Here is a 22,174-nt window from a genome sequence, read left to right as displayed (position 1 = left end):
TGGCCGGTCGTGGAGCACAAGCGGCTGAAGTTGTACGCCTATCTGGACGCGCGCGATCACCAGCGCACGTACCTGGCGATCATGCGGCTGTTCACCTCCACGTTGCTCGCCGACCTGAGTGCGGGAGAGGTCGCCGGAGCGCTGGCCGGGCAGGAGCGCGAGGGCCGCGTCGAGCAGGGCGAAAGCCGCATCGAGAACGTCATCAACCGCCTCAAGCAGCTGGTCGAGTGGGGCAACCTGGTCCAGGGCCGGCGCGAGGTCGTCGCCGCCAGCATCGCCGAGTTCCAGCACGGCAGCGTCCGCTACCAGGTCTCCAAGCTCGCGGTCCGCGTGCAGCGCGACGTCGACGAGCTGCTGCGGGTCCCGGAAGGCGCCCGCGAGGTCTCCCGCGAGCTGCTCCCCGCCATCGAACGCGGCCTCAACGAGCTGGGCGGATCCCTGTCCGTCGCGCTGCTCAACGAAGGCGACAAGACCAAGGAACTGCTGGCCGAACGCGTCACGACGTTGTTCCTGCAGCACGCCGAACTGGCCGCGACGGTCCGCGACTTCTACGCCTACCTCGGCCAGGTCGTCACGCGGAACCACCTCGCGCCCGAGGAGATCGCGGGCTTCCGGAACCTGCTGGTCGAGTACATCCAGCGGGTCGTCGAGGACGTCCTGAAGTTCACGCCCCCGATCGCGACGGCGCTGGCCGGGCTCACGAAGGCCCGCGGCGAGCTGGTCCGGCTCCTCGGCACCGACCTCGGTCAGAACGTCGAACGCGCCCGCGGCCGCACGCCGGAGGACTGGCAGGAGCTGACGGACTGGTTCGTCGACCGCCCCGGCCGCCCGAGCCAGGTCACGGCGCTGCGCGAAGCCACCGCCCGCGCCATCGGCAGCCTGCTCGCGAGCGTCAAGCGCGCGACCTCCGGCGGTGGCCTGCTCCCCGGCCGCCGCGCCGAGCTGCTGAAGCTCGCGGCCTGGTTCGACGGCTCGACCAGGGAGGAGGCGCACGAGATCTACGCGTCGGCGTTCGGCCTCTACTCGGCCCGCCACCTCTCCCCCGCGCCGGAACACGACTCCGACAACGAACGGACGCCGTGGCGCGACGGCCCGGTCTGCGACGTCACGGTGTCCGTGCGCACGCGCGGCGACCGAGGAGCGCGCGGCAGGCCGTCCCGGATCCTCGACGACCCGATGACCGAGCAGTCGCTGCTCGCGGAAGCGCGGGAGGCCGACGAGATCCGCGCCCGGCACGTCGCGGAGCTGACCAAGGCCGCCGGGAACCTGGAGAACACCACGCTGACGCACGGCGCGCTGGAGGTCTTCTGCGAGCTGCTGACGCTCGCGATGGCCCAGCGCGACTCCCCGAACGACAGCGGCTCCGCCAGCGACCCCGTGCGCGGCCTGGAACTCGAGATCGCCCGCGGCACCACGACCAGGATCAGGTCGGCGGCCGGGACGCTCACCCTGCACGACGCGACGGTGGCCCTGAAGCGATGAACCAGCTGGACAACCTCTCCGAGATCGACGCCGCGAACGTCGTGCGGTGCGCGCGCACGTTGCTGCGCAGGCCGATGCTGCGCGCCGACGGACCGGACGGCGAGCTGCTGAGCCTCGTCTACCGGCACCGCGCGACGTTGCAGGACCTGTTCGCGGGCCTGCTCGGCTACCGGCTCGTCGTCGAACGCCGGTTCGCGCGCCTCTACAAGTCCGGTCCCGGCCACGACAACACCCGCGGCGTGCTGAGCATGTCGCCGCGCGGGTACGCCTACCTGGCGCTCACGCTCGCGGTGCTCACCGGCATCGGCCGCCAGACGCTGCTGTCGCGCCTGGTCGCGGACATCCGGTCCGCCGCTGTCGAGGCGGGCATCGACGCACCGGATGACGTCGCCGAACGCCGTGCGCTCACCGCGGCGCTGCGCCATCTCGTCTCCCTCGGCGTGCTGCACGAGACCGAGGGCTCGGTCGCGCAGGACCTGCTCCCGCAGGAAGCGCTGATCACGATCGACACCGACCTGCTGGGCCAGCTCGTCACCGGTCCCGTCGGCGAGGCGCAGAGCCCCGCCCACCTGGTCGAGCTGGCGGCACGGCCCGGTCCGCGCGGCGTCGAGCACGCCGTGCGGCGCAAGCTCGTCGAGACCCCGCTGGTGCTCTACGCGGACCTGCCGGACGACCAGGCGGACTGGCTGCGGCGCAACCAGCGCAAGGAGACGGCACTGCTGGAGCAGGCGTTCGGCCTCTACACCGAGTGCCGCGTCGAGGGCGTGCTGGCCGCCGACCCCGAGGACTTCCTGACCGACCTGTCGTTCCCCGGCGTCTCCACGGTCGCGCGCATCGCGTTGCTGGCCCTGCCGGACCTGGTCGACAGCGAGGACGAGGACGCACCCGCACGGCACGTCGTCACGGCCGAACGCCTCCGCGAGGTCTGCGCGCGGCTGGTCGAGGACTACCCGGCCGCGTGGTCGAAGCAGTTCACCGACGACCTCGACCGGCTGGTCGCCGAGGTGGCGGAACTGTTGCGGCGCATGGGACTCGCCGTGCCGTGCGACGAGGGCTGGTCCATCAGCGCGGCCGCGCACCGCTGGCTGCCCTCGCCCGACGGCGACCCCGAACGAGAACAACCGTCCGAACCCGTTGTGGTGCGAGAAGTACCGAGCTGGTCCCTGTTCGACGAGGAGAACGTGTCATGAGCAGGTGGCGGCTGCACCGCGGCGGCGTGGTCAACATCTGGCAGTACACCGAGCAGACGTTCGACTTCTCCGGTGGCCGCGCGATCTTCCAGGGCACCAACGGGTCCGGCAAGTCCCGCACGCTGGAGCTGCTGCTCCCGCTGTGCCTCGACGGCGACCTGCGCCAGGTCGGCTCCAAGGGCTTCGACACGGTCAGCCTGCGGCGCCTCATGCTCGACGACTACGACGGCGGCCCGAACCGCATCGGCTACACGTGGGTCGAGCTGATCCGCGAGGCCGCCGACCACTCGGGCAACGAGTACCTGACCTGCGGTCTCGGCGTGAAGGCGTCGAAGACCTCGCAGGCGATCACGGACTCGTGGCGGTTCGTCACGCCCATGCGCGTCGGCACGGAACTGCAGCTCGCGGGCCCGGAACGCGTCCCGCACGGCCCGGCGCAGCTGCGCGACCTCATCGGCGCGGACTGCATGTTCGAGGAACCGGCGTTCCGCGCGAAGATCGCCGAGACCGTCTACGGCGTGCCGGCGGCGCGGTACGGCGACCTGCTGCACCTCCAGCGGACGCTGCGCAACCCGGACGTCGGCCTGAAGGTGCTGGAGGGTCAGCTCGAACAGATCCTGTCCGACGCCCTGCCGCCGCTCGACCAGGCGATGGTGGAGCAGCTCGCGACGTCGTTCGACGACCTGGAGTCGATCCGGGAGAACATCGTGCGACTGTCCTCTGCGGACAGTGCGCTCACGACGTTCCTCAAGACCTACCGCGACTACGCGTTCGGCGGGCTGCGCGGCGCGTCCGAACGGCTGGAGTCCGCCGAGAAGTCGGTGGCGAAGTTGCGGCGCGAGCAGGCGAAGCTCACGCAGGACCTCGACCTCACGCGCATGGAGCGCACGGCGTCCGAGCAGGCCTTGACCGACATGGAGACCGGCGAGCAGCAGGCGGAGGAGACCATCGCGGCGTTGAAGGAGCTGCCAGCGTTCCGCGATCTCCAGGACCTCAAGACGCGCGAGAACCTGGTGGCGGAGAAGCGTTCCTCGGCCGTCGCCGCGCTGGAGACCGCCCACCGCCAGCGCGCGCAGGAGGACGCGTCCGTCGACAACGTGCTGCGGCTGCTGCGGCGTCTCGCCGAGGACCTCCAGGCCGCCGACGCGCTGAGCGACCCGTTGCGGGAGCACCTGCGCCTGGCGGGCATGGACGCCGACCTGGCGCCGGAGGTGCCGCAGGTCCCGGCGGCCGAGGCCTCCGTGACCACGGACTCGGTGCGCGCCAAGCCGGACCCCGAGGCCGGCCCGCTGCCGATCGAACGCCGGGTGCCGCCGGCCGCCGCGACCGAGGACGTGCTGGCCTCGCTGGCGTCGGTCGTCGACCAGACCTCGGGCATCGCTTCCCTGGCGCGCCAACGGGGTGCGCTCGCGCTGTCGCTGCACGAGCAGGCGCTGGCCCTGGACGCGCAGCACCGCGAGGTGGAGTCGTTGCGGCAGAAGGCCCGCGACGCCCAGCTCGGCGCGACCGAGTCGACGTCGTTGCGCAACCAGGAGATGCAGGAGCTGGCCGAGGTCGTGCAGGCCTGGCTGGAGCAGGTCGAGGTGTGGACGTCGAGCGGGCCGCTGCTCGACGAACGCCCGTCCGCCGCGCTGAAGCTGCCGCGCACCGCGGACCCGGCCGCCGCGAAGACGTTGAGCACCACCGCACGCGAGTGGGTCGGCCCGCTCGTGCAGGCGGCCCGCGACGCGGCGCACGCGTTCACGCAGCAGCGCACCGAGCTGCGCACCCGGCTCGACACGCTGGACGAGGAGCTCATCGGGCTGCGGTCGGGTGACGAACGCGTGCCGCTGCCCGGCCAGTACACGTCGGCGGACCGGGACCCGGCCGTCGGCGCGCCCTTCTACCGGCTGGTCGACTTCGCGCCGTCGCTGTCCGACGACGAACGGGCGGGGCTGGAAGCCGCGTTGCAGGCGAGCGGTCTGCTGGACGCGTGGGTCACCCCGGCGCACGCCGAGCTGAACGACGTACTGGCCGTGCCGCGACCGGCCGTCGACGGGCGGTCGCTGGCCGAGTTCCTGGTGCCCGCCGTGGAGGGGTCGCCGGTGCCGGAGGCGTTCGTCGCCGACCTGCTCAAGGCCGTGTCGCTGGACGACATGACCACCACCGGCGACTGGCGCACGGGCGTGTTGACCGGCCGTTGGACCAAGCCGGAGGCCGAGTTCATCGGTGCCGGCGCACGGGAAGCGGCGCGTGGCCGTCGGATCGCGGCGCTGGAAGAGGAGCTCGCCGACCTGCGCGCGCAGCTCGGCACCGCCGAGGACGAACTGGCCCGCGCCCACGAGCACGTCGCCACGTGGGAGGCGCACGTCGCGGCGTTCCCCGGCGACGGCGAGCTGATCGCGAAGCACAGCCGCGTCCAGGCCGCCGAGGAGTCCGCCGCCCGGTCCCAGCAGCGCACGTTCGAGCTGCGCGAGGCGTTGGAGGACGCCGGCTCCCGGCTGGAGGCGGCGCGGTCGGAGCTGACCCGGCAGGCGGGCGACGCCGGTCTGCCGCCGGACACCGAGGCGCTCCGGCAGGCCCAGGCGGCCGCGGCGGAGGCCCGGCGGACGGCCGACCTGCTCGGGGACGCGGTGAGGAGGCGGTGCCAGGGCACGATCTCCGACCTCACCGACGCCTCGCACCGCTACCACGAGGCCGTCGCGGACCGGCAGACCGCCGAGGCCGACGCCGACAGCCGGTGCGTCGACTACGCGGCCCAGGCGGGCACGCTGGCGGAGCTGACCGACGCCGTCGGCGGTGAGGCCAAGGAGATCAGCGAGCAGCTCACGTCGCTGGAGAAGTCGCGCAGGAAGATGCGCGAGGACCTCAAGGGCGTGCGCGAGAGCATCACGACTGCGCGCGAGCAAGCGGCGAAGCTGGAAGCGTTGCTGGAGAACAACTCGCGCGCCGTCTTCGAGTCCGAGGAGGCACTGGCCCGCGCGTCGGCGAACTTCCAGGCGACCGTCCGCGCACCCGGCCTGCTGGCGGCGGCGTTCCCGGAGCCGCCGGAGGAAGCCCTGGTGCGACAGGCGATCGCGGACGCGGGTGACCGCCGTGGCGGCACCGAGGCGACCGTGATCGCGAAGCTGCAGGCGTTGCAGACCTCGCTGGCCGGCAGCCACGACATCGCCGCCGAGCAGCACGCGGGCCTGCTGACCGTGACGGTGACCGGCGAGGAGGGCGCGAAGCCCGTCGCCGTCGCCGCCCGCCAGGTCACCACGAAGCTCGCCGAGCAGCGCGGGTTCCTCGACGAGCAGTACCAGGGCATCTTCGCCGACTACCTGATCCGCGACCTGGCCGAGTGGCTGCGCGGGCAGATCACCGTCGCCGAGGACCTGACCAAGCGGATGAACGAGGTGCTCGGCCAGGCCAGGTCCAGCCAGGGCGTGCACGTGAAGCTGGCCTGGAAGTCGTCCGGCGCCCTCGACGACCAGACGCGGCAGGCGCTGGCGCTCGTGCGCCTGCCGTTCGGCGAGCGCACGCCAGAGCAGGACGCCACGCTGCGGCGCGTCTTCACCGAGCGCATCGAGAACGAGCGCGACACGCACTCCGGTGGCTACGCCGAGATCCTGTCGCGGGCGCTCGACTACCGCACGTGGCACCAGTTCACGGTGACCGTCGCGGACACGGGGCCTGACGGTGGTCCTCGCGAACGGCGGCTGCGCCAGCTGTCGTCCGGCGAGACGCGGCTGATCTCGTACGTGACGCTGTTCGCGGCCGCGGCGAGCTTCTACGACGCGGTGAGCGACGAGTTCGACCCGCTGCGCCTGGTGCTGCTCGACGAGGCCTTCGAACGCCTCGACGACCCGACGATCGCGCGCATGCTGGGCCTGCTGGTCGACCTCGACATGGACTGGGTGATCACCTGGCCGTCCGGCTGGGGCGTGTCCGACAAGATCCCGCGCATGCACATCTTCGACGTGCTGCGGCCGAAGAACGGCCGTGGTGTGGCGTGCACGCAGACGACGTGGGACGGCGCGGCGCTGGATCGGATCGACCCGTGAACATGGACTCCCCCGAGCTGGCCGAGCTCTGGCGCCTCGCCCGCGAGACGATGGAGGGCGGCGGCCGGTCGGCGTTCAGCTTCCGCGTCGAGGACGAACGCACGGCCACCGTGCTGGGCGAGCTGCTGCGCAAGCCGATCGCCCATCCCGCGCGCCGGCAGATCTCGTTGGCGCGCCTGGACGAACACGTCCGGGCGCACGGCAGCACGTTGCCCGAGGTGCTGGAATCGGTGCACGGCAAGCCGATCGGCCTGTCGACCTCTTCGGAGGCCTCGACCGCGGACGCCGTGCTGAGGTTCGCGCTGCGGGAACACGGCCTGTCGCACGCTCCGTGGGCCGCCGAGTGGATCGAGCACGTGCGGAAGTACGGCAAGATCCCGCAGCCCGCGCTGCCGATGATCGCGAACCAGGCCGCGTCGATCCTGGCTCGGTTGAGCCCCGAACCGCGCCGCTGGACCACCCGGTTCGCGTTGGCGGGCAACGACCTCGACGACGGCCGCCCGCTCACCCGGATCGTCGGGAAGGCACTGGCCCTGGCCGGTACGGACTGGGAGCGCTCCGGTGTGCTGCCCGACGCCTACGGCAATCCCGTGCTCACCTCGCAGGGTTACCTGACGCTGAACGACACCCTCGAAGCCGGCGAGATCACCGTCGTCCGCAGCCCGCGCCTGCTCGAGTCCGGCGTGCCCGGTCCGTTGATGGTGCTCCCGGACGGCCTGACGCCGCAAGCGAAGCACCACCTCGACGGCAAGACCGTGCGGTGCCACCACGACTTCACGCCCGAGGGCATCCGCGTGACGAACGAGGTCCTCGCCTGGACGGGCGGGGCGGTGTGGCGGATGTCCGCGGCCGACTACCGCGAGGCCGTCGCCACGCTGCTCGCGCGCGGGGTCGAGCTGCCGACGTTGAACGTCCGGCCGGAGCCCGCGAGCTGGGATCCCGACCTGGCGGACACCATGGCCACCACCGGTCTGGTGGTCACCGAGGAGCACGTCCTGCCGTCACTGCTGTGACGTCTCCGGGGGCGCGAACCGCCGCACGTCCCAGCGGTCGTGGCCCTCCATCAGCTTGCGCCCGATCCGTCGCAGGTCGGCGAGGTCGCGTTCGCTGAGCAGGTCGGTGAACTCCTCGGCCAGCGACGCCCGGTACACCCGCGCCGTCGTGCCGACGCACGCCTGTTCGCCCTCCGGCGTGAGCACGGCGATGACCAGCCGCCGGTTGTCCGCCGGCTGCTCCCTGACCACCCAGCCGCGCTTGACCAGCCGTTCGACCAGCCGCGTCACGCCGGACGGGCTGACGTCGAGCAGCTCGACGAGCTCGGACATCTGCAACCGGCCGCCGTTGTGGTGCAGCTGGTAGAGCGCCACGTGCTCCAGCAGCGAGCACCCGGCCTCGGCCTCCATGCGCCGCCCCAGCGCGGCCTTCACCGCGTCCACGCCCTGCTGCGCGTACAGCCACGAGTAGATCGGCTCCGTCACCACCCCATCCTAAAACAGGTTTGACGACGGCATGTTTTCACGCTCAAATGTTGAGCATGAAAGCTTCTCCTGACGTCACCGTCGTCGGAGCGGGTCCCGTCGGCCTCCTGCTGGCGTGCGAACTGGCCCTCCAGGGTGTCCGCACCACGGTGCTGGAACGCCTGACCGAGCGGCCGGACACCATCAAGGCCCAGATGATCAGCGGCCGCACGTACCAGATGCTCGCCATGCGCGGCCTGGGTCCCGCGATCGACGCCGCGAGCGAACAGGAGTCAGCCGGACTCTCCTGGCGCCCGACCGGCTCCACCGGCCACTTCGCCGGACTGTTCAAACTGGACGGTCTGCCTCTCGTGATGCTGTCCCAGCAAGCGCTCGAACGCGTCCTGGAGTCCCGCGCCGCCGAACTGGGCGTCGAGATCCGGCGCGGCGTCGAGGTCGTCGACCTGGACCTGGGCGCGGACTTCGTCGTCGGCTGCGACGGCGGCCGCAGCACCGTCCGTGCGCTCGGCGGCTTCGAGTTCACCGGCACGGACCCCACCCTGACCGGCTACCAGGCCGTCGTCGACCTGGACGGCGACCTCCCGTTCGGCTGGCACCGCACCCCGGCGGGCGTCCACGCCTTCGGCCCGTTGAAGGGTCGCGTCATGCTGATCGAGTACGACGGCCCGCCGGCCACCCGCGACGTGACCCGCGAGTCGCTCGAAACCGCCCTGCGCCGGGTGAGCGGCCGCGACGTGCGGATCACCCACGTCCACACCGCCACCACGTGGACCGACAACACCCGCCAGGCCTACACCTACCGGCGGGGCGACGTCCTGCTCGCGGGCGACGCCGCCCACGTCCACTCGCCGTTCGGCGGCCAGGGCCTCAACCTGGGCCTGCAGGACGCCCTCAACCTCGGCTGGAAGCTCGCCACCGGCGACTCCGCGCTGATCGACACCTACACCTCCGAACGCCACCCGGTCGCCGACCGCGTGCTGCGCAACACCATGGCCCAGGTGGCCCTGACCCGCCCGGACCCGCAGTCGCGCAAGCTGCACGCGCTGGTCAGCGACCTGCTCGACCTGCCGGAGGCGAAGGCTCGGATCTCCGCGATGATCCAGGGCACCGACATCCGCTACGAAACCGGTTGCTCCCACCCGTTGGCGGGCAAGTTCGTCCCCGGCCTGGACCTGTCCGACGGCAAGGGCACCAGCATCGTGGTCGGCGGGGAGGAGGCGCTGGTCCGTCCCGACGGCTACATCTCTCACATCGGCGAATGAGCGTGTTCGCCTGCGTCGGGCGGGCGACCTCGCCAAGATGGGGCGCATGAAACCGCACCACTGGCCTCTCGTCGCGCTGGGCGTGTCGGCCGCCGCCGCGATCACGATCGTGGTCGTCGTGGGCAGCAAGTCTCCCGCCGTCAACATGCCGATCCTGCTCGGGATCCCGCTCGTCGCGACGTACCTGGCGCACCTCGTGTCGAAGCGCGCGCCGGGCAAGGTGCTGTTCGAGTTCCGCGTCGACCCGCGGCCCAGCTGGTACAACGACGCCGTCGAGGTCACCGACAACGGCCTGGAGATCACGGCCGTGTCCGGCGGCGGGCGGGTGGCCTCCTCCGGGCCGCGGAAGGTGTCCTACGGGTTCACCGACCTGCTCGGCATCAGCACGCGGCCGGCGGTGCCCGGCGAAGCGCCGTGGCTCACGCTGACCGACGGCCGCGGGCTTCCCGTTCCGGCCGGTGAGGTCGTGGTGCTGCGGACGACATCGGGCGAGCAGGTGCTGCCGGTCGAGGAGCCGCAGAAGTTCGTCTCCCTGGTGCGATCGAGGGTTTCGGGGCTTGCGGAGGTCCACTCCCCAGCTTCAGTGGCGGAGAGCAACGAGGTGGGCCAGGCTCCTCCTCCTGCCGGCGAAATCGCCACTCCGGTGCAGGGGCCGGCTGTGTCGCTCGCCGGTCCTCCGCTCGCGGTGCGGTGGCTGGTCGGCGCGGTGCTCGCGTTGACGGGAACAGTGGTGCTGCCGGCGGTCGCGCTGCTCACCACGCCCGGCGTGCCGCAGATCGTGCTGGCGGCGCCGGTCATCGCGGGCGTGGTGTGGGTGCTGAACCGCGCCGTACCGCGGGTCTGGGGCCGGGTCGCGCTCCTCGCGGTGCCGGTCAGCGTGCTCTGGCTGCTCGGCAAGGGCGGGTACCTCTGGATTCCCGCGCTGGTCCTGTGCCCGGTGCTGGGACATCTCGGCGGGCGGATGTTCCGGCTGGGTGCCAACCTCGGCCGCGACGTCGAGGTGCGGGTGCCGCTGCGCGACGGCGCGTCGCTGTACGTCCAGCGGGATCGTCTGGTGCACAAGCTGAACAAGTCGCACGACGGCGGCGTCCACCCGCAGGCGCTGTGGCTGGGCGACCTGACAGTGGTGCAGCCCGGCACTTCGGACGTCCAGCCGTGGCAGCTGCCCGGTGGCCTGACGACCCGGGTGGGCGGCGGTGCCCCGCTCCTGCGGCTGGTCGCCCGGCCGCAGCAGTGGATCCTGCCGGCGGCACAGGCAGGTGAGCTCGCCGACCTGATCCGGTCTCGTCAGGGCACGCCGGTGCAGCCGTCCTCGATGTCGCTGGACGAGTGGCGGCGCCTGCACGTGTGGGCTGTGCGCCAGACGACCGGGATCCGGCGGGGTGACTACGTGACCTCGGGCATCGGCTGGCGGCTGCTCGCCGCGGCCTTCACCGGCAGCTTCGCCCTGATGTTCCTCGTCCTCGGCCTGTGGATCGGTGCGCTGGTCACCGTGCCGCTGACCTTGGGACTCCTGGCCGACTGGTGGCGCGTCCGGAACCGCATGCGGCTGGCCGAGCACAACCCCCTGCCACCGGGCAGCCGGGACTGGGGCGAGACCCGTCCGGACCACGCCCCACTTCCCGGCTGGCAGCCCTACCTCTGAGGCGGTGGGTCGGGCAGGTCGAGCCGCCCGACCATCCTCGGCGGGTTCGCCGACGACGTGACCTGGTAGTCGCTCTCGGTCGGGTCGTTGACGTTGTTCGGACCGCCGTCGCCGGGGATCCTGCTCGCGTTGGTGGATCCCCAACCGCCCTGGTACGGGTTGTCGACGTTGGCGCGCGTGGTCGTGCCCTCCGGCGACACGAAGGTGTGGCCCTGCGTGTTCGACCCCGCGGTGTACTGGCCGTCGGGTGACGTGCCGGTGTCCCAGGTCGAGGACAGGCCCTCGTGCCGGTTGCTCATGCCGCCGACCGCACCGCCGACCGCGCCGGAGGTGCCGCCGGACAGGATCGCCGAGCCGAAGTCGTCGAGGCCGACCTTGCCGTGCGCGAGGTTGTTCAGCACGTTGCCGCCCGCGCCCGCGATGGCGCCTTCGACGGCACCGCGCCCGGCGGCCTGCACGAAGTTGCTGGTCGTGTTGCCGAGCGCCGAACTGCCCGCGCCGACCAGTCCACCCGCGACACCCGCCGCGACACCGGCGATGCCCGCGTCGACGGTCTTGCCGATGTCCCACGACTTCCGCTCGCCCGAGGCGAACTGGATGCCCTGGATGGCGGCGTCGACGCCGACGTTGATCGCCAGGTTGATGACGATCTGCTTGAGCAGCTGCTGGAACAGCATCTGGACGGTGATGCGGGTCGCCGCCTGCGCGATCGGCACACCCGCGGTCGACGCGCCGAACGTCGCCACCGCGGAGGCGATCATCGCGGCGATCTGCGCCGCCAGGATGATCAGGGCGGCGATGATGCTGAGCTTCGTGTACTCGATGCCCAGCGCCGCGTTGTCGCAGCCGGACGCCAGGTCCGTGCAGATCTGCTGCAGGGTGACCAGGTAGGCGTCGCCCTCGGAGTACTTCTGCCAGTACTCCTTGAACTTCTCCGCGGTCTGGCCGCTCATGCAGCCCAGCGCGGCCGAGGACGCGCTGTTGCCGTCGTTGAGCACGTCACCGACGGACTTGGCCGCCGCCTCCCACGCGTCGCGCATGGCGCGCAGCTTGGTCTCGTCGCCCTCGGGCCACGACGCGCCGACGACGATCGGCGTCAGCCACTGGACCGCGCCCGGAATCTCGATGCCCATGGCTCAGTTGCCTCCCATCGACCGCGCGCCGCCCTGGTCGACGGCCTCCCACGTGTCCGCGGAGGCGTCGAGGCCCTCGCGGATCGAGTGGATGCCCTCGACGAGCGCCGGGAACGCCTGGGACGCCTTGTCCGCGATGGGCAGGTAGGTCTTCGCGAACTCCTGCCCCGCCTCGTCACCGCCCCAGCAGCCGTTGTTGGCGCTGAGCACACCGCGCAGGGTCTCGAAGGCGGTCTGCAGCTTGTCGCCCGCCGCCGAGAACTTCGGCGAGGCCGAGCGCAGCGCTGTCGGGTCTACCTCGAAGCTCGTCACCACTGGCTCCCTCGACGGTCCATGAAGGACTCCGGCGGCTCGTCGTCGTCACGGCGCTGCGGCTGCGGCTGTGCCTGCGGCTGGGCGAACGCCTGCGGGACGGGCGGTGGCGGCGGGATGAGGTCCTTGATCGACGGCATGCCGGGGAACAGGTCCGGCAGGTCGGGGAGACCCTCCTGGTAGGGCGCGAGCACGGCGTCGGCCTGCTCGCGGGCGGCGGTGGCGGCCTTCTGGATGGTCGCCACCACGCTCTGCCCGAGCTTCTCCGGCGTGCTGCGGTCGAACGCGGACGGCGCGAACCGGACGTCGGTGACGATGCCACCGGCGTTCACCGTGACCTCCACCAGGCCGTCCGGCGAGGTCGCACGGCCGACCTTGGACATCGCCTCGGTCTGCGCCTGCTTCAGCTCGGCGGTCTGCCGTTCGAGGTTTGCCAGCATCGAGTCGACCTGGCCGCGCAACGCCGCGTTGCGCGCCTCGAGCTCCGGGTTGGTCATGAGCCCCCTCGCATTCGGTGTGATGGACCTGACTGCGTCACCACCGCAAGAGGCTAATCGGCGCAGCCCGGCCACGCCCTCGGTTCCGCTGAACGGACCGCGGATCACTCGGAGTAGTTCGCCCCTGACCAGCTCTGCAGCATCCGGAACGCGATCGAGGCGCCCCCGGCGAGCCCGAGGCCGGGAACGCTCCCCGGCTCCTCGATGGCCTTGCGCACGTCGGCCCGCGAGACCCACTTGGCCTCGGCGATCTCCCCTTCGGCGAGCACCAGCGGTGCCGCGGGGTCCGCGACCGCCTCGAAGCCGATCATCAGCGACCTCGGGAACGGCCAGGGCTGGGAGCCGAGGTAGCGGATGTCGCGAACGGCGACGCCGACCTCCTCGGAGATCTCCCGCGCCACGCAGGCTTCGAGGGACTCGCCGGCCTCGACGAACCCGGCGAGCACCGAGAACCGGCCCTCCGGCCACTCGGGACCGCGGGCCACGAGCACCTGGTCGGCGCCGTCGTGCACCAGGCAGATCACCGCGGCGTCGGTGCGCGGGTACTCCTCGCGGCCGCACCCCGAGCACACCGACGCCCAGCCGGACTTCTCCAGCACCGTCCTGGCGCCGCACTTGGCGCAGTACTTGCCGAGCCGGTGCCACTGGAAGAGCGCGGCGGCGGTCGTGAACAGCCCCGCCCACACGTCGTCCAGGGTGGCGCCGGCCTGGCGCAGGTCGAGCCACTGCGGTTCGTCGGTCAGCTCCGGCGGGCCCCAGGCGCGGCTGGCGGGCATCTGCTCGCCGTCCTCGGCGGGCATCAGCACGGCGAAGTACGCCACGCCGTCCTGCTCACCCAGCAGGACGGCGTTCACGGGCGGCTGGTCGCCGAACTCGACGGCCGGGCGGTCGACCACCCGCGTGCCGCGATCGGCGACCAGCGTGCGGCCGCGCGTGTCGACGACCAGCATCCGCGCCTTGGGCCAGAGCGCGGCGAGCGCGTCGTCGTCGCCGCGCAACGGCTCGTTGCGGTCCACCGCGGCCCGCGACAGGGCGGGCAGACCGACCAGGTCGAAGCTCACTGGAACGAGACCCCGCCCAGTGCCGACAGCTTCGGCTTGAGCACCTCGGCGTCGCCGACGAGCACACCGGTGAAGTTGCCCGGCGCGAAGAACTCGAGCGCGGCCGCGGCGACCTGCTCCGGCGTCACGGCCTGCAACCGCTCCGGGTGCGCCACCAGCCAGTCGATGCCCAGGCCGAGCGCGACGAGGTTCACGACGAACGACGCCAGGCCGGACTGCGAGGACGTGGAGGTGAGCAGGGTGCCGATCGCGTAGCTGCGGGCGACGTCCACTTCGGACTGCGACGGCGGGACCATGCCCAGCCGCGCCAGCTCGTAGCGGGTCTCCAGCAACGCCGCCGCCGTCACGTCCGACGCCGTGTCCGCGTCGATGAGCAGCGTGGCGCCGTGGATCGTGAACTCGGGGTGCGACCGGGCGCTGTAGGTGTAGCCCTTGTCCTCGCGGATGTTCTCGACCAGCCGCGACGAGAAGAAGCCGCCGTAGACGAGGTTCGCGAGCTGCAGCGCCGGGTAGCGCTCGTCGGTGCGCGGGATCGCCTGCGCGGCAAGGCGGATCTGCGACTGCACGGCACCGGCGCGGTGCACCAGCAGCACGTCGCCGCCCTCGACCTCGGGCAGCGGGGGCAGCTGGACGGCCTCGCCCTCGCCCTGCCACGCGCCGAGCGCCTCGCCGATCCGCGCGACGGCCTCGGCAGGCTCGACGTCGCCGACGATCACGAAGACCGAGCCGCGCGGCAACAGGGCCTTGCCGTGCAACGCCACGACGTCCTCGCGCGAGACGGCGGCGACCTCGTCGGCCTCCGGCATCTCCTTGGCGTACGGGTGGTCGCCGTACAGGACCTTCTGCAACGCCTCGCGGGCGATGACGCTCGGCTGCGACCGGGCGATCGTGATCCGCTCGACGAGCCGGCCGCGCTCGCGTTCGACCTCGTCGGCCGGGTAGGCGGCGTTCGTCAGGACGTCGGCGAGCACCTCCAGCACGGTGTCCAGGCCGCTCGCGAGGGCGTTGCCGGTGAAGCTCAGGCGCTCGGGGTCGACCACGGCGTCGAGCTCGCCGCCGACCAGCGCCAGCTCGGTGTCGATCTGCACGCGCGAACGCGACTCCGTGCCGGTGAGCACCGTGTTCGCGAGGATCTCGGCCACGGCGGAGTGCCGCGAGCCGGTGCTCGCCTCGGCCGGGTCCGCGAACGGGACGCGCAGCCGCACCTCGACCATCGGCACGGTGGCGCGCTTGATCGCGATGACGCGCAGGCCGCTGGGCAGCGTGGTGTCCACAGAGGACAGCTCGGCGGCCGCCCTCTGCGAGCCCAGCTCGGGCAACGGGCGCGGGCCCGTGGACGTGCGACCGATCTCCTCGGCGGTGCGGTGGGTCTTTGCCGAGGTCACTGGGCTCCTCCGGTGGGCTTGACGAGAAGAAGGGCGCGGGCGTCGGGACGCAGCGCCTTGGCCGCGGCGGACACCTCGTCCACGGTCACGGACGCGATGCGCTCCGGCAGTTCGTAGATCAGCTCGGCGCGGCCGAACAACAGCTCCGCGGAGCCGAGGCCCAGCGTGCGGTTCGTGAGCCGGTCGTGCTCCTTGTGCATGGTCGACGCCCAACGCGCCGTCACCTTCGCCAGCTCCTCGGCCGACGGCGGCTCCTGCGCGAGCTTCTGCAGCTCCTCGTCGATGGCCGCGACGACCTGCTCCGGCGTGACCTCGGCGGTGTGGATCGCGGTGATGCTGAACGTGTCCGGGTCGCGGGCCTCGAGCGGGCCGAACAGGCCGCAGCCGGCGTTCAGGTCGATCACGATGCCCTCGCGGTGCACGAGGCGCTGCTGCAGGCGCGAGCTGTCGCCGTCGGTCAGCACACCGGCGAGCACCAGGTACGCGAGGTAGCCGTCGATGTCGGTGCCGGGGTCGGGCACGCGGTAGCCGATCGCGATCGCGGGCAGCGGGGCCAGCGCGTCGCCGTGCTCGTGGCGGACCTCACCCTGCGGGGCGGGCTCGGCGAACGAGGGGCGCTCGGGCTTGGGCCGGGACGGCACGTCGCCGAAGTGCTTCTCCACCAACGACTTGGCCGTCTCGACGTCGAGGTCGCCCGCGACGGTGAGCACCGCGTTCGACGGCGAGTAGTAGGTGTCGAAGAACTCCGCGCAGTCGTCGACCGTGGCGCTCTCCAGGTCGACGAAGTCGCCGTAGCCGTTGTGCGCGTTGGCGAACGTCTTGAACAGCACCGGCGGCAGCAGGATCCAGGGGAACCCGCCGTACGGGCGGTTCAGCACGTTGAGCCGGATCTCCTCCTTCACCACGTCGATCTGGTTGCGGAGGTTCTCCTCGGTGAGCTTCGGGGCGCGCATGCGGTCGGCCTCGAGGAACAGCGCCCGCTCCAGGGCCGCGCTCGGCAGCACCTGGTAGTAGTCGGTGTAGTCCGGGTGAGTGGACCCGTTGAACGTGCCGCCCGACGACTGCACGTGCCGGAAGTGGGCCAGCTTCTCCAGGCTCTCGCTGCCCTGGAACATCAGGTGCTCGAAGAGGTGCGCGAACCCGGTGCGCCCCTCCGGCTCGGAACGGAAGCCGACGTCGTAGTGCACGCTGACGCCGACGACCGGTGCGCTGGCGTCGGGGGCGAGCACCACCCGCAGGCCGTTGGGCAACGTGAACCTGTGCAGTTCGGGTGAGGCCATGCGGCAAGCCTACGGGTTCGGCGTCCGGAGCGATCGCAGGTGGCCCGCCTGGGCGAGCACGCCGTCGAGCGCTCCGAGGAACGCGGGGAAGCTCCGCCTGAAGTCGGTCGCATTGCCGTACCAGTAGAGGTCCTGCCGGCCGAACGTGGCGAGCCAGCGCTCGGTCTCGCCGAGCACCACCGCGTAGGGCAGCGACCGGGAGAACACGAGCTCGCGGTCGCCCTCGGGAACGTCGTCCGGCGTCACTCCGTGGAGGTAACCGCGCAGCCCCCGGACGTGGACGAGCAGCTCGCTGCCGCGCTTGGTGCGGGCGGGCATCGACCGCGCACCGAACGCGAGGGCGACACCACCCACCGCGACCGCGAGGCCGAACAGCGCGCCGCCGACCGTCAACGCCAGCACCGCGGTCGCCACCAGGCCGGCCACCGCGAGCCCGATTCCCACCCACCAGAACAGGCTGCGCTCGGCGTCGGGCCTGCGCACGAACCAGCGCTTCTCCACGACGTCCGCGTACAGCTCGTCGCGCACCCTCCCAAGGTCGACCTGCCGCCCGCGCAGCTCGGACACCGTCACGGCGTCGACGCCCTGCGGCAGAAGGGCTTCGCAGACCGCCTTCTCGTACCCGGACAGCGAGGCGTCGACGGGGTTGCGGCGCACGATCTGCCAGTCGTGGCCGAACCCGTCCTCCTGGCGGACCTCGGCGATCCACAGGTAGTTGCGGACGGCGAGGTCGATCACGGTGGCGGTCACGTCGACGACGTCCACGTGCTCGTCGACGACGGTGCCGACCTGGCCGGGCAGCACACCGTCGGGTGAGGCGAACGCCACGTGCCCACCCTGGTCGCGCACCAGCACGGAGACCGCGCCGACCTCGCTGGCGAGCGCCGCCGCGTCCCGGCCGCGCAGGTACCAGAGCAGGGCGACACCGCCGAGCAGCAGCAGGAGCAGGGCGCCGAGCGCGACGGCGCTGACCGGGGTCAGGGCGAACGCGGCGGCGAGGCCGGACTGCTCGACCACGACGGCGTTCGGCGGGACGACCCCGGCGGACAGTCCGATCGCGACGTCCACGCGTTCGCCGACGGCGAGCTTGATCTCCTGCGCGCGCACGCCCTTGCCGTCCGCGAGGTCCGCGCTCGTGCAGGGCTGCGACGAGCCGACGGGGCCCGCGAGGCAGTTGACCGACGTCGGCGAGTCGGGGGCGGAGAACGAGACGGCGACCTTGTCGAGCTCGGTGTCCCAGCCGCCCGCGACCTGCCAGCGGACCTCCAGCACGTCGCCGACGGGGGCGACCGCGCCGACGACCGTGTAGGTCAGCGTGGAGTCGCCGCCCTCGAAGGTGGCGGAGAACTCGTCGCCGCTGACGGACGCGCTGCCCTTGCCCTCGACCTTGGCGTCGGTGACCTCGTACTGGCGTTCGAGGTCGTTGCCGACGGCGAGTCGCAAGGGGACGGTCCGCTTGACGGTCTTGCCGTCCGGGACGTGGACGGTCTCGGTGACGGTGAGCTTGGCGTCGCGCTCCAGCTTCATCCGCACCTCGGTGCTGACGGTGCCGGGAAGGGGCTGCGCCAGCGCGCCCGCAGCCGTCGCGTACGTCAGTGCGGCTGCTGCGAGGAGCGCCACTCCCCAGTTCTTCGACACGGCTGCGGACAATAGCGGAGTCCTCATATGCTCCGGCGAACTTTCGTACAGACGCCATCTGGGGGATTCACGGCGATGACACAACCACCGCCGCCGGGCAACTGGCCGCCGCCGCGCCCGGTGGGGCCGCCACCCGTGCCCTCGCCACCCCCGTACGGCCCGCCGATGCCGCCGCGCCCGGCCCAGGGACCGCCGCCGGGCATGCGCCCGATGGGACCGCCGCCTCCCCCGTACGGACCTCCGCCCGCCTACCGGCCTCCTCCCGGGCACGCGCCGCTGCCCCCGCCTCAGCGCGTGATGCCGCCGCCCCAGCCGCCCTGGGGTCCTCCGCCCCACGGCGGGTTCGCTCCCCACGGCGGGTTCGCGCCGCCGCCCTACCCGGTCATGCCCCCGCGGCGCCGGAGCAGCGGCCCGATCCTCGCCCTCGTGCTCGGCGGTGTGGTGGTCCTCGGCCTGGGCGCGGTGGGCCTGTTCGCCGCGACGATGAACACCAAGGTCAAGGACACGGGCTACTCCGGCTACACGACCTACAGCCCGAACTACTCGCCCACCAAGGCGACCACGACCACCACGACGGCGCCCACCCGCACGTCGTCCACACGAACACCGAGCACGCAGCAGACGCCCGTGGGTCCGAAGGCCGTCTACAAGCTCGCCGACCACCCGATCTTCGCCACGAACATCGGCGCGAACGACTTCGCGTCGTGCCCGCTGCCGACCATGGAGTACAGCCCGGCGGGCGAGCAGCGGTTCCTCGCCGCGGCGCTGCCGTGCATCGAGAAGGCGTGGCAGCCGGCGTTGAAGGCGGCGAACCTGCCGTACCAGCCGGTGGAGCTGCAGGTGTTCACCGGCACGACGCAGACGCCGTGCGGTTCGCGGCAGGCCAACACGACCGCGATGTTCTGCAAGGGCGTCATCTACTGGCCAGGCAACTTCTACTCGAGCGAGCAGAACGGCCTGCGGCACCCCGGCGTCTACCTGGGCCAGCTCGGGCACGAGTACGGCCACCACCTGCAGTGGCTGACCGGCATGATGCGCGCGGCCGACCAGGCCCAGTACGACGCGGGCGGCTTCGACTCGCCGAAGGGCCTGGAGCTCAACCGCAGGCTGGAGCTGCAGGCGACCTGCCTCGGCGGCATGACGCTGGCACCGTTCTCGCACAAGAACGTCGTCCCGATCGACGTCGTGAACACCGGGCTGCGTGACGCGAGCCAGCGCGGCGACTACAACAGGACACCGGACCACGGCAGCGCGCCGAACAACGAGCGTTGGGTGATGCACGGCCACAAGCAGAACAACATCAAGGCTTGCAACACCTGGGCGGCCGGCTCAGCGGACGTCGCGTGAACCGACACCCCGGCCCGTGCGTCTCACTGGTGTGGACAGAACGCGTTAGCCCGGTCGGGGGACACGCGATCTCGGTCCGCATATGCTCGTACCCGACCGAGGCTCACCTATGGGGGGATCCCAGGCGATGACGCAACCACCGCCGCCGGGCAGCTGGCCACCGCCGCGCCCGGTCGGCCCGCCACCGATGCCCGCACCACTCGGTCCGCGTCCGCCCCAGGGTCCACCGCCGCCGTACGGCATGCCGCCGCAGGGCCCGCCCCCGCAGCAGTACGGCCAGTACGGCCCGCCGCCCCCTCCCGGCCCGGTCATGCCACCACCGCACCCGGCCTGGGGCCCGCCGCCGGTCAACGGCAACGGCTACGCGCCGTACCCGGTGATGCCCCCGCCGCGCCGCAAGAGCAACGGCCCGATCGTCGCCCTGGTGCTCGGCGGCATCGTCATCCTCGGCCTGGGCGCCGTGGGCCTGTTCGCGGCGACGTTGAACAGCAAGGTCAAGGACACGGGCTACTCCGGCTACACGACCTACAGCCCGACGTTCACCCTGCCTACCACGACGGACGGGAAGACGGCGACCACCACCCCGTCCCGCCCGTCGGCCTCGCGCGCCCCCACGTCCCAGCCGGCGCAGGTGGGCCCGAAGGCCGTCTACGCCCTGGCGGACCACCCGTTCCTGAAGCCGAACATCGGCGCGAACACGATCAGCGGCTGCGCGCTGCCCGCCATGGACTACTCGCCGGCGGGCCAGGACAAGTTCCTGAGAGCGGCCCTGCCGTGCATCGAGAACATGTGGAAGCCGGCCCTGCAGGCCGCCAACCTGCCCTACCAGCCGGTCGAGCTGCACATCGTCACGGAGACGATGCAGTACCCGTGCGGCACGGTCCGCCCCGACCAGACCGCCCGCTACTGCCAGGGCGGCATCTACTGGACGGCGAACGCCTACGCCGCCGAACGCAACCCGAACAACCCGAACCACCCCGGCAAGTACCTCGGACAGCTCTCCCACGAGTACGGCCACCACCTCCAGTGGCTCACCGGAATGCTCAAAGCCTCGGACCGCGCGCAGTACGACGCGGGAGGGTGGGATACTCCGAAGGGCCTCGACCTGAACCGCCGGATGGAGCTGCAAGCCACCTGTTTCGGAGGCATGACGTTGGCCCCGCTGTCGCACGGCGCGGTGCCGATGGATGTCATCCGGGTGGGTCTGACCGACGCGGGCAACCGGGGCGACTACGACATCTACCCGACCAAGGACCACGGCACGCCGGAGAACAACGCGGCGTGGGTGGACCGCGGCTACAAGTCCAACAAGGCGTCGGACTGCAACACCTGGGCCGCCGACCCGGGATCGGTCTCCTAGAAAGGGGCGAACGTGACCCAACCAGCCAAGAACAACCCGGTGGTCCTCGGGGCAGTCTTCGTGCTGGTGGTGTCCTTCGTCCTGGGAATCGGTCAACTGAGCCGCCCCAGACTCGTGACGGGCCACGCCCTGGCGAGCTCCCGCCCGGCCCCGGCCGCCTCGACCAACCCGTCGACCCCGATCCGCCCCAGGGCGGTCTACCGCCTGGCGGACCACCCGGTCCTGACCACCCCGGCCACCCTGGCCCAGGTGACCTGCGCCCTACCGCAGTTCGGCGTGACGGACCAGCAGCTGGCCGCCTACTACACAGCGGGCGTCGCCTGCCTGGACGAGGCCTGGTCCCCACTCCTGACCGCGGCGAACCTCCCGTTCGACAAGCCGGTCCTGGACGCCTCGGCAGACTTGAAGGACGGCCCCTGCGGCGCCGCCCCGGAGTCCGACCACGCCGTGGCCTACTACTGCGGCCGCAACCGAACCATCTACATGCCCACCTCCCGCCTGCGAGACAACGGCGGAGGCGACGCCCCCGCCACCCACCTGGCCACCCTGGCCCACGAGTACGGCCACCACGTCCAAGCCCTCACAGGCCTGCTCCGAGCAGCGGACCTGAAGATCAGCGAGGCCGGCGAGCGAACCCCAGCGGGCCTGGAGATGTCCAGAAGGATCGAACTGCAGGCCAACTGCTTCGCAGGCATGTTCCTGAGCAGCGCGGCAGGCCGGGGCTCGGTGACGCAAACCCTGGCCAGGCAGGCCCAGGAGGACTTCCAGTACGCCATCGAGGAACAGCCGGAGAACAACGCCCACGGCTCAGCACAAAACCAGGCCAACTGGGCAACAGCAGGCTTCAAGACGAACCAGACCACAGCCTGCAACACGTTCGCAGCAGAACCACACCAGGTGGCATAACAGCAAAGCCGAAGGCGAGCAGAAACGCGAAGGCGAAGCCGAGCAGCGAAGCCGAAGGCGAGCCGCTTTGAGCCAAGAGCGCCCGCGGTGGGGTCCCGTCACGAGTCGCACCACAGCTCTCGCTGCAACGAGGTAGGGGTGTCAACCCGGCACGCTTTTCGCCGGGTTGACAC

At 71.7% G+C, this 22,174-nt stretch carries 17 protein-coding genes; 9 read left to right on the top strand and 8 right to left on the bottom strand.

Translation table 11 applies throughout. From position 1 onward, the window contains the following. Nucleotides 1-9 precede the first annotated feature (9 nt). Genes ACFWV3_RS40140 through ACFWV3_RS40125 form a run of 4 tightly spaced genes read left to right on the top strand, consistent with a single transcriptional unit; the run spans nucleotide 10 to nucleotide 7,710 of the window. Nucleotides 10-1,482 carry a DUF2397 domain-containing protein gene (locus ACFWV3_RS40140; protein ID WP_382419178.1) on the top strand — a complete coding sequence of 491 codons (1,473 nt, stop codon included), beginning with the start codon at nucleotides 10-12 and terminating at the stop codon, nucleotides 1,480-1,482. Continuing rightward, nucleotides 1,479-2,672 carry a TIGR02678 family protein gene (locus tag ACFWV3_RS40135; RefSeq protein ID WP_382419177.1) on the top strand — a complete coding sequence of 398 codons (1,194 nt, stop codon included), beginning with the start codon at nucleotides 1,479-1,481 and terminating at the stop codon, nucleotides 2,670-2,672. The genes ACFWV3_RS40140 and ACFWV3_RS40135 overlap by 4 nt, the downstream gene beginning before the upstream one ends. Then, nucleotides 2,669-6,697 (top strand): TIGR02680 family protein, encoded by a 4,029-nt coding sequence (locus ACFWV3_RS40130; protein WP_382419176.1) that lies wholly within the window; start codon nucleotides 2,669-2,671, stop codon nucleotides 6,695-6,697. Before ACFWV3_RS40135 ends, ACFWV3_RS40130 begins: the two co-directional genes overlap by 4 nt. A 2-nt stretch (nucleotides 6,698-6,699) precedes the next feature. Next, nucleotides 6,700-7,710, top strand: a complete 1,011-nt coding sequence (locus ACFWV3_RS40125; RefSeq protein WP_382419228.1) for a DUF2399 domain-containing protein — start codon at nucleotides 6,700-6,702, stop codon at nucleotides 7,708-7,710. Here the strand turns inward: ACFWV3_RS40125 and ACFWV3_RS40120 are convergent. Continuing rightward, nucleotides 7,699-8,175: a MarR family winged helix-turn-helix transcriptional regulator gene (locus tag ACFWV3_RS40120; RefSeq protein WP_382419175.1), complete on the bottom strand. Its 477-nt coding sequence runs from the start codon at nucleotides 8,173-8,175 to the stop codon at nucleotides 7,699-7,701. The genes ACFWV3_RS40125 and ACFWV3_RS40120 overlap by 12 nt on opposite strands. A 56-nt stretch (nucleotides 8,176-8,231) precedes the next feature. Between ACFWV3_RS40120 and ACFWV3_RS40115 the strand changes: the two genes are divergently transcribed. Next, a complete protein-coding gene (locus ACFWV3_RS40115) occupies nucleotides 8,232-9,437 on the top strand; it encodes an FAD-dependent monooxygenase (RefSeq protein ID WP_382419174.1) in 1,206 nt (401 codons plus the stop codon). A 46-nt stretch (nucleotides 9,438-9,483) separates the two neighbouring features. Beyond that, nucleotides 9,484-11,082: a hypothetical protein gene (locus tag ACFWV3_RS40110; protein ID WP_382419173.1), complete on the top strand. Its 1,599-nt coding sequence runs from the start codon at nucleotides 9,484-9,486 to the stop codon at nucleotides 11,080-11,082. On the opposite strand, the gene ACFWV3_RS40105 is transcribed toward ACFWV3_RS40110, so the two are convergent. From ACFWV3_RS40105 to ACFWV3_RS40075, 7 genes are all read right to left on the bottom strand, one after another. Continuing rightward, a complete protein-coding gene (locus ACFWV3_RS40105) occupies nucleotides 11,073-12,215 on the bottom strand; it encodes a hypothetical protein (RefSeq protein WP_382419172.1) in 1,143 nt (380 codons plus the stop codon). The genes ACFWV3_RS40110 and ACFWV3_RS40105 overlap by 10 nt on opposite strands. A 3-nt stretch (nucleotides 12,216-12,218) precedes the next feature. Continuing rightward, a complete protein-coding gene (locus tag ACFWV3_RS40100; RefSeq protein ID WP_382419171.1) occupies nucleotides 12,219-12,527 on the bottom strand; it encodes a WXG100 family type VII secretion target in 309 nt (102 codons plus the stop codon). Then, nucleotides 12,524-13,024, bottom strand: coding sequence for a YbaB/EbfC family nucleoid-associated protein (locus tag ACFWV3_RS40095; protein ID WP_382419170.1), 501 nt, complete (start codon nucleotides 13,022-13,024; stop codon nucleotides 12,524-12,526). The genes ACFWV3_RS40100 and ACFWV3_RS40095 overlap by 4 nt, the downstream gene beginning before the upstream one ends. A gap of 104 nt (nucleotides 13,025-13,128) precedes the next feature. Beyond that, a complete protein-coding gene (nudC, locus tag ACFWV3_RS40090; RefSeq protein ID WP_382419169.1) occupies nucleotides 13,129-14,085 on the bottom strand; it encodes an NAD(+) diphosphatase in 957 nt (318 codons plus the stop codon). Continuing rightward, nucleotides 14,082-15,470, bottom strand: coding sequence for a M16 family metallopeptidase (locus ACFWV3_RS40085; protein WP_382419168.1), 1,389 nt, complete (start codon nucleotides 15,468-15,470; stop codon nucleotides 14,082-14,084). The genes nudC and ACFWV3_RS40085 overlap by 4 nt, the downstream gene beginning before the upstream one ends. Further along, nucleotides 15,467-16,750 carry a M16 family metallopeptidase gene (locus ACFWV3_RS40080; protein ID WP_382419167.1) on the bottom strand — a complete coding sequence of 428 codons (1,284 nt, stop codon included), beginning with the start codon at nucleotides 16,748-16,750 and terminating at the stop codon, nucleotides 15,467-15,469. The genes ACFWV3_RS40085 and ACFWV3_RS40080 overlap by 4 nt, the downstream gene beginning before the upstream one ends. A gap of 9 nt (nucleotides 16,751-16,759) precedes the next feature. Continuing rightward, nucleotides 16,760-18,388 (bottom strand): DUF2207 domain-containing protein, encoded by a 1,629-nt coding sequence (locus tag ACFWV3_RS40075; RefSeq protein WP_382419166.1) that lies wholly within the window; start codon nucleotides 18,386-18,388, stop codon nucleotides 16,760-16,762. 75 nt (nucleotides 18,389-18,463) lie between these two features. Between ACFWV3_RS40075 and ACFWV3_RS40070 the strand changes: the two genes are divergently transcribed. From ACFWV3_RS40070 to ACFWV3_RS40060, 3 genes are all read left to right on the top strand, one after another. Beyond that, nucleotides 18,464-19,735 (top strand): neutral zinc metallopeptidase, encoded by a 1,272-nt coding sequence (locus ACFWV3_RS40070; RefSeq protein WP_382419165.1) that lies wholly within the window; start codon nucleotides 18,464-18,466, stop codon nucleotides 19,733-19,735. 127 nt (nucleotides 19,736-19,862) lie between these two features. Continuing rightward, complete coding sequence (locus ACFWV3_RS40065; protein ID WP_382419164.1) at nucleotides 19,863-21,095, top strand: neutral zinc metallopeptidase; 1,233 nt, start codon at nucleotides 19,863-19,865, stop codon at nucleotides 21,093-21,095. Between the two features lie 12 nt (nucleotides 21,096-21,107). Beyond that, entirely contained in the window at nucleotides 21,108-22,001 is an 894-nt protein-coding gene (locus ACFWV3_RS40060) for a neutral zinc metallopeptidase (protein WP_382419163.1), read from the top strand. Nucleotides 22,002-22,174: the final 173 nt, after the last annotated feature.

The organism is Lentzea sp. NPDC059081 (assembly GCF_042738015.1).
GTDB lineage: Bacteria > Actinomycetota > Actinomycetes > Mycobacteriales > Pseudonocardiaceae > Lentzea.
The sequence above is the reverse complement of the archived record's forward strand: the minus strand, read 5'-3'. Positions and strand labels throughout refer to the sequence as shown.